This is a genomic window from Pontibacter harenae, from assembly GCF_020907245.1.
Classification (GTDB): Bacteria; Bacteroidota; Bacteroidia; order Cytophagales; family Hymenobacteraceae; genus Pontibacter; species Pontibacter harenae.
Genome location: NZ_JAJJWH010000039.1, coordinates 34,445 through 42,475, shown reverse-complemented (window position 1 = coordinate 42,475; position 8,031 = coordinate 34,445). Strand labels below are relative to the sequence as shown.

At 40.3% G+C, this 8,031-nt stretch carries 6 protein-coding genes and 1 pseudogene; 5 read left to right on the top strand and 2 right to left on the bottom strand.

What is annotated here, in order from left to right:
• The coding region (locus tag LN893_RS20810) for an integrase core domain-containing protein (protein ID WP_369427690.1) at window positions 1-147 on the bottom strand (147 nt) is incomplete at its 3' end.
• A 117-nt stretch (window positions 148-264) separates the two neighbouring features.
• On the opposite strand from LN893_RS20810, the gene LN893_RS16275 reads away from it, so the two are divergent.
• The gene (locus LN893_RS16275; RefSeq protein WP_229971922.1) at window positions 265-402 is read left to right on the top strand and encodes a hypothetical protein; all 138 of its coding nucleotides are present in this window, start codon (window positions 265-267) and stop codon (window positions 400-402) included.
• A 75-nt stretch (window positions 403-477) separates the two neighbouring features.
• Window positions 478-768 (top strand): hypothetical protein, encoded by a 291-nt coding sequence (locus LN893_RS16270; RefSeq protein ID WP_229971920.1) that lies wholly within the window; start codon window positions 478-480, stop codon window positions 766-768.
• A gap of 7 nt (window positions 769-775) precedes the next feature.
• On the opposite strand, the gene LN893_RS16265 is transcribed toward LN893_RS16270, so the two are convergent.
• Window positions 776-943 carry a transposase gene (locus tag LN893_RS16265; RefSeq protein ID WP_229971918.1) on the bottom strand — a complete coding sequence of 56 codons (168 nt, stop codon included), beginning with the start codon at window positions 941-943 and terminating at the stop codon, window positions 776-778.
• Window positions 944-1,481: 538 nt separating this feature from the next.
• Here LN893_RS16265 and LN893_RS16260 point away from each other — a divergent pair.
• From LN893_RS16260 to LN893_RS20805, 3 genes and pseudogenes are all read left to right on the top strand, one after another.
• Entirely contained in the window at window positions 1,482-1,910 is a 429-nt protein-coding gene (locus LN893_RS16260) for a CHASE3 domain-containing protein (protein WP_229971916.1), read from the top strand.
• Window positions 1,911-1,953: 43 nt separating this feature from the next.
• A complete protein-coding gene (locus LN893_RS16255; RefSeq protein ID WP_229971914.1) occupies window positions 1,954-7,614 on the top strand; it encodes a PAS domain S-box protein in 5,661 nt (1,886 codons plus the stop codon).
• Window positions 7,611-7,969 (top strand): annotated as a pseudogene (locus LN893_RS20805) (response regulator transcription factor). The gene LN893_RS16255 and the pseudogene LN893_RS20805 overlap by 4 nt, the downstream one beginning before the upstream one ends.
• Window positions 7,970-8,031: the final 62 nt, after the last annotated feature.

The following is an 8,031-nucleotide window of genomic DNA, read 5'->3' as shown; positions in this document are numbered from 1 at the left end:
AAAAGACCAGTACTGTAAATCCTTAAGTTGACGGCATTGGGCCTCTTTCCCGGTGGCAAAGATGTGGTGGTACACTGTTTCAGTTTTCATTGTCTTAAAGAAGCTCTCTGCCACTGCATTATCCCAATAATTGCCCTTGCGGCTCATACTTTGCTGTACCGGCATCCTCTCCAACTGCTCTCAGAAGGCACTGCAGGCGTAAGCACGCCCTGGTCAGAGTGAAATAAAAGGGAGTGAAACAGGGGACTGTTTTTGACGGCCATCATGAAGACGGCCACCGTAGTTGTGTCCGCCATCCGCCTTCATAGTCTCACTCAAAGCCCAACCGACTACTTTCCTGTCGGCCAGGTCCAGTACGATCGTCAGGTACAGCTAGCCTTCCCTGGTCCTGATGTAGGTTAAATCAGATCCCCACTTCTCTGCCAGCCTTACCGCCTGGAAATCTCTTGCCAGGTGGTTTTCCGCTACTGCATAGGCATGACTGGAGTCTGTGGTCTGCACCCGATACTTCCTTTTTACAATGCTATGTATCTGGTGTTTACGCATGGCACGGGCTATCCTTGGGTGAGAAGCCTAGATGCCCTGCTCCTGGAGTTCAAAGCTGATCCTGGGGCTGCCATAGCGGCACTTGCTCTGCTGATATACCTCCTTTATAAATCCGTATACCGCCCGTCTCCCTTGGAGAAGGTGCTCACCGCCTTTTTTAAAATATCGCGCTCCAGCTGCGCCTCCTTGAGCTCTTTTTGCAGCCGCTTGATCTCTTTCTGATCATCATTTAACCCTTCGGTAGATCTACTGGCAAGGCGTCTTTCTGCCACCACTTACTCAGACGACTGGGATCTATACCTAACTCATCGGCTACCTCTTTTACTGATTCCCTCGCATAGGAGAGGTCTACAGTCATCTGTTTAAAGGAGGCGTCAAATACGCGTCTTTCCATCATAGTCAAATTTAAACCTTTATTTAAATCAGCCAGCAGCCGTTGCCAGGAAGGGTGCAAAGGTCTTGTCTTTGGCTTATTGTAAGCTATATTTTACATATATACTGCTTTACGCAAGTTATGCTTTACATCAATCATCGCCTTTATAATAGTATGCTTGAATTTGTACTCCACAGGTGGGGATAAGGGCAGTTTGTCAAATTTAATAACCAAAAAATCGACAGGAAAGAGCCGACCTGCCTGTTAAATAATGCGTGAATCATAAAATAAAAGAATTCTAATATTAAACACTTTTTTTATAAAGCATTATTATTGATATCTACTTGCATTTTTATTCCCTATATTTACCTGAAACATCAGTAAATCAATTTTACGAGTTAAATGTTTGAACATTTCCAATATTTAATGGTGAATAAAAAACTATTAATAAAATTAGCACATTGAAATTATATTTGTTTTTGAATAAACAAGAAAACGGTTTTATGAAATTAAAAGCAATAAAAAACTACAAAATAATTCTTAGTGCTTGTCAGAAAAGCTTATGTTAAAAATTTATACTATTATTAGAAGCACACAAGAATTCAAAAAGTTTGTTGCTGGCTTTTCTCTCACTTTCCTCTTATTAATACTCCTTGTTTATATTGTAAATTATAACCTGAGAAAAGAGAATGAATATTCCCGTCTCGTTTTACATTCTCAGGAAGAAATTTTCCAGATTGAACGGATTGTATCTTTAACTAAAGATTATGAAACCAGTGCCCGGGGTTTTGTAATCACAAATCAGGAAATCTATAAACAGCCCTTCGAGCAAGCCGAAAAAAACTTAAACAAAACTTTTTTGCACCTGGTGGAACTTATGGAAGATGATCCTATTCAAAAAGGGCACCTTGAAAAGTTGCATTTCCATCTAACAAAAAAGATTGCCATTGCTAAATTTACCATTATAGCCTCTTCAAGAAAAAGGTCTTGAAGAGGCTATAATCCTGGTTTCGACAAACCAGGGAAAAATCCAAATGGATAGAATAAGGGAAATTGTTTCTGCTATGCATAAACATGAAAACCAGATATTATCCAAACGAAAAAGACAAAGTGACGAAATTGCTTTCCAAACTAATATAGTTTTATTTTCGAGTCTAGGTATCCTTATTTTTTTACTCACCTTGGTTTTAAGAAAAGGCTGGAAGAATCTGGAGGAAAAAAAGATAGCCGGAGAAGAATTAATAAGACACGAGAAGCATTTTCGCGCGCTTGTAGAAAATAACAATGAAGCAATTATCTTACGAGATAATAATTCTAATATAACCTATTGGAGCCCAGCGACAGAAAAAATCCTGGGTTGGGCACTAGAAGAGTTTAAAAAGATCCCTTTAAAGAATCACATTCATCCCGATGACCTGCCAGCTATAAAGTCTCAATGGCAACAGGTCTTAGAAAATCCTGATAAACCAGTTAAAGGCTTAACTAGAGCTCTTCATAAAGCAGGGCATTATATATGGCTAGAAGGAGAAACCACGAATTTACTGCACCAGGAGAGCGTACAAGCTATAGTTTATAATTTTAGAGATGTTTCTGACCGCATAAAGGCTGACCAGGAAGTTCAAACGGTAAATGCACTTTTAGCCAAAGCTATAAATAATCTAAGACGCATCATGGACTCCTCCCTGGACGTTATCTGCACCATAGATGCCCAGGGTAAGTTTGTTCAGGTAAGCGCTGCATCGGCCTGGGTTTGGGGTTATGCTCCGGAAGACTTAATCGGACAGGCCTACATGGATTTTGTAGCTGAGCAGGACAAGAAGTTAACCTCCGATATTGCCGCCTCCATCATGAACGGAAATCTGGTTACAACCTTTGAAAACCATTACCTGCGTCCAGATGGAAGCTTTGCTCCTATTCTGTGGTCGGCAAGCTATAATACCGAGGACCAGATCATGTATTGTGTGGCAAAAGACGCCACCGAAAAGAAAAACCTAGAAAAGGCTTTCCGAGGCGAACAAAAGCGCTTTAATGAATTATTTATTCAAGCTCCCAGCAGCATTTGTATATTAAAAGGTTCTGCCCATGAGGTAGTATCAAAAAACACCTATTATGATGCCCTTACAGATAACCGTGTTATTAACGGGCAACCTATCAAGGTTTCATTGCCAGAAATAGAGCAACAAGGTTTTCTAAAAATTTTAGATCAGGTTTATGAAACTGGAGAACCCTTCGTTGGTCATGAGATGCAGGTATTCTTAAATGGGAAAAATAAAGCTGGAATATCTGAACTTTATTTAAATACAGTTTTCCAGCCTTACACCAGTGCCGAAGATAAAGTAGAAGGGATATTTTTTTATGGTGTAGATGTAACGGAACAGGTTCAAAATCGCCTAAAAATAGAAGAAAGCGAACGTAATTTCCGTCAGCTTATTCAAGATTTACCAGCCGCAATATACACTTGCGAAACTTCCGGTAAAATTAAGCTTTATAATAAAGCAGCCGTCGAGCTTTGGGGTCGGGAGCCCGATCTAAATGAGGACCGCTGGTGTGGTTCTTATAAAATTTCTGACACCAATCATCAGGTAATACACCAGACAGCAAGCCCGATGGCCCAAGCGCTGCAAAATGGAGAGCCAGTTTATGGTCAGGAAATTATTATAGAACGGCCAAATGGTGAAAAACGGTATGTAATGCCACACCCGGTTATTAGCTATGATGCGGCTGGAAATATTACTGGCGGTATAAATATTCTAGTGGATATGACCGAGAGGCGGATTGCTTCTGAACTTATCCAAAAAAGTGAAGCTGCCCTGGCAGAAGCGCAGCACATAGCCAAAATCGGTTCCTGGAACTTGGAGATACCTTCCCAAAGGCTTACGGTATCACAAGAACTTTATTTAGTTTTTGAAGCCGATACCGAAGGTTTTGATGAAACACTTGTTTCGTTCCTAAATTTTGTTAATGAGGCTGACAGGGATGTTGCCATTCAAATAACACAAAAAGCCATAAATGACGGAGAGCCCTTTTCTGCCGATTACCGCATAAACACAGGAAAGGGCAACCACAGAGTAATAAGTGTTATCGGGAAATGTGCTTTGAACGCATCCAATGAGGTAATACGCCTATACGGTACAGCTCAGGATGTAACGGAGCAACGTAAGTTTGAACATGATTTACAGGCTTCAGAAGAAAAATATAAACTTCTATTTTACCAGGCACCCTTACCAAAATGGATCTATAATCTGGAAACCCTTGAGATTCTGGATGTAAATGAAAGTGCCATCAATCATTATGGTTACTCCAGAGACGAATTCATAAAATTGCATGCCAGAGATTTGAGGCCAGCCGAGGAGGCTGCTTATTTAGAAGAAACCCTGAATAAGGCAAAAACTCAGAAAAGTATAATGCGGTATGGTTTGTGGAATCACTTAAAGAAGGATGGCACCCAAATCAAGGTAGAGGTTTCAGCCCACCATATTGTATACGACAACATACCCAGCTTAATTGTTGAAGCCAACGACGTAACTGAAAAAGTTAAAGCAGAATTAGCTTTAAAGATTAGTAACCACCGGTGGGAAACATTATCTAAAGTGTCTTATGATGGCATTTGGGACTGGGATCTTATAACCAATGAATTATTCTGGGGCGACAATATGAAAACCTTGTTTGGCCACGAAATAGAGAATAGCAGGGAAAGTTATAAACAATGGATAGATCATTTACATCCCGAAGACCGGGATAGGGTAGTTAATGACTTGGAAGCTTTTTTGCAAAGCGGTGAGGCTACTTGGCAACAGGAATACCGGTACAAGAAAGCTGATGGAAGCTTTGCTTATTGTACCGACCGCGGAATCTTAATCCGGGATGAAAACAACCTTGGCTATCGGATGATCGGGGCTATTAGGGATATAACCCAAAACAAACTGGCCCAAGAGAATCTGCTTATAGAAAAAACTTTTTCTGATTCCCTCCTGGAGGCAACTCCAGACGGTATGGTTGGATTTAATTCTGAAGGAACAATTTTATTGTTTAATAAAAAGGCAGAAGACATATTTGGGTACACTCAGGATGAAATCCTGGGGATGGACATCCAAATTTTACTGCCAGCGGATGAGCATGCTGCTCATATAAACAGACGCGAAGCATTTTTTGCCAATCCTTCCGAACAAAAAACAATCGATAATAGCCGTGAGTTGATTGTCATCCGGAAAAATCAGGAAGAGTTTCCGGCAGACTTACGATTAAACCTGCTGAAATCTCATAAAGGGACTATCATAGTTTGCAGTGTACGGGATATTACGCAAAGAAAATTAAGGGAAATTCAGCTAAAACAGTCGGAAAAGAATCTTAAGGCAATTATGTCCAGCACCCAGGAAGCAATGTATTTACTGGACCTAAACCTGAACTTGTTACTATTAAATGAACATGCCCATGTCTTAGCTAAAAAAACTTATGGCATTGATTGCAGGCTAGGAGATTGTTTCCCGGATTTATTTGAACCTGAGTTGAGCGATGGATTAAAAGCTATTTACCAAAAGGTACTAGCTGGAGATAATTGGGAAACTGAGCGGGTATTCGAAATGCCGGAAGGCGATGAAAACTATTATTCGAGTTATTTCCCAGTAAGAGACGATGATAGTAACATCATCGGTATTTGCTGTGCTTCTAAGAACATCACCGAAAGGAAAAGAATAGAAGCAGCCGTAAAAATTGCTCAGTCCGATAAAGAAGAGTTCCAGTACCGCTTTAAAGCCATTCTAGATTATTCGCCACAGGCAATATTGATAAAAGATATGGAAGGTAAACATATCTTTTCGAATAAAGCTTTTTTAAACCTGTTTGACCTAGATAGAAACAATGAAATAAGCCTGCAATTAAAAGCAATGTTTGATGATGATTTGGCCAGGGCTGAGTTCGGTGTTAATGACGGCAATGTAGAGGATGGTGAAATCAAGTCAAAAGAGTTTAAGCAACAGATAAGGCTGCAGGAGGGTAAAATTCTGGAAATGGAAGTGATCAAGTTTCCGCTTTATGACCGAAAAAAGAAGTTCTTCGGTATCTGTACTTTATGCAAAGACATTACCGAGCAAGTTCAACATGAACAGCAGCTTGTAAAGGCTCGCGAAAACGCCGAACACCTACAGGAACAATTCCTTGCTAATATGAGCCACGAATTACGAACCCCCATGAATGGCATTGTAGGAATGGTAAACCTTTTATTAACGTCATCATCCTTGCAACCTGACCAGCATGGCCGGTTAAATATTATTAAACGTTCTTCTGACACCCTTTTAAATTTAGTAAACGATATTCTTGATCTGTCTAAAATAAAAGCGGGTATGCTCACCATAGAAAATATTAATTTTGATTTTAATGAGTCTGTTACTGGCACCGCTTTATTATTTAAAGAACGGGCCAAAGAAAAAGGCATTAGATTAGCTGTATCCATCGATCCTTTTATACCCCGTGTGTTAACCGGTGACCCTCACCGGTTAAACCAGATTCTGAATAACCTGCTGAGTAATTCTATAAAGTTTACCGACAAAGGCTTTGTTCGACTAGAGGCTTTGCTGCTAAGTGAAACCGAAGACGATGTTGTAGTGGAATTTTTGGTAAGCGACTCTGGAATTGGTATTGAAGAAGGTAACCTTAATTATATTTTTGATAATTTTTCCCAAGCTTCTACTGACATATCGAGTAAGTACGGAGGTACTGGTTTAGGCTTAGCCATAACTAAAAGGCTCATCCAGATGCAGGGGGGTGATATTACTGTTGAAAGCAAGAAAGGTGTGGGTACAAGCTTTATACTTCAGTTACCCTATAAAATTTCCAAGGATGTACATGTAGTTATGCCATATCATAACAATACGCCAGTTGCTATCAAAAAGAAATACAGTAGTAAAAGAGCCTTAATTGTAGAAGATAATGATATAAACCAGGCGGTGCTGGCATCTACTCTAAAACAACATCAATTAGATATTTCTATTGTAAATAATGGTCAGGAAGCAATAAATGATTTAGAGAAGGGCAACCGATACGATATCATTTTTATGGATTTGCGCATGCCTATCATGAATGGATTTGAGGCTACCGCTTATATGCGGCAAAAGCTTCACCTGGAAACACCAATCGTAGTCTTAACTGCCAGCGTACTTCGCAACGAAAGAGACCGGTGCATGGAAATCGGGGCTTCGGATTATATGGCCAAGCCGTTTTCCATGACTGACCTGGCCCGAACCCTCGAACAGTTTCTGTCAGACTCCACCGAACACCAGTTTGTTGATTTACCAACCACTTCAATACCGGTAAAAGAAGAAAGACTGGCTTTGGCATTTGATATAAGCCATTTGCTGGAATTAGAAGATACGGAGGCAATTCAGCAAGTCTTCAACCTTTTTAAAGGTAAAATGCCAAGCTACCTTTCTGAGTTAAGTACCTTAACCACCTCTGGTAATTGGGAAGAATTTCTGGAAAAAACCCATAAGATCAAAGGCAGCCTGTCTTCGGTGGGTATACCAGAAATTTATCAGATGCTGCTCTTAATGGAAGAAACCGTCCAAGCAGATCACGATCTGAAGGCAGTCGCTGATCAGGTAAACTTGTGTCAGAATCTATATACAGAAATCTTTCCAGCCATTGAGCAAGAAATAAATGAACAGCTTTCTATTCTGGAGGCACAAAGATATATAGTATGAAAATTTTAATTGCCGAAGATGAACCAATAACCTTAGCCACCATGCAGATGCGTCTTAAGAAAGATGGCCATGAGGTATCCACGGCAAGCAATGGCCAGGAGGCATCAGAACTAATACAAAAAAACGATTTTCACCTGGTAATAACCGATATAATGATGCCTTTTGTATCGGGCTTAGAAGTTTAAGCCTGGTCAAGAAACTAAGTAAGCCAGTGCCAGTGATTGTTTTGTCTACGATGGGACAGGAAAATGTCGTGGTAGAAGCCTTCAACTTAGGGGCTGATGATTATATCACGAAACCTTTCAGTCCGAATGAGCTGGCCTTGCGGGTCAGGCGCTTTGCATTGCAGAGTTAATAATCAACCGACTAACACGCGCTACAATTGCAGATAACTATAGCCTTTCTAGTATTATTTAA

Coding starts and splice junctions, on each gene's coding strand:
- LN893_RS16275 (WP_229971922.1), top strand. CDS start 265: ATGAAGACGGCCACCGTAGTTGTGTCCGCCATCCGCCTTCATAGTCTC.
- LN893_RS16270 (WP_229971920.1), top strand. CDS start 478: ATGACTGGAGTCTGTGGTCTGCACCCGATACTTCCTTTTTACAATGCT.
- LN893_RS16265 (WP_229971918.1), bottom strand. CDS start 943: ATGATGGAAAGACGCGTATTTGACGCCTCCTTTAAACAGATGACTGTA.
- LN893_RS16260 (WP_229971916.1), top strand. CDS start 1,482: ATGTTAAAAATTTATACTATTATTAGAAGCACACAAGAATTCAAAAAG.
- LN893_RS16255 (WP_229971914.1), top strand. CDS start 1,954: ATGGATAGAATAAGGGAAATTGTTTCTGCTATGCATAAACATGAAAAC.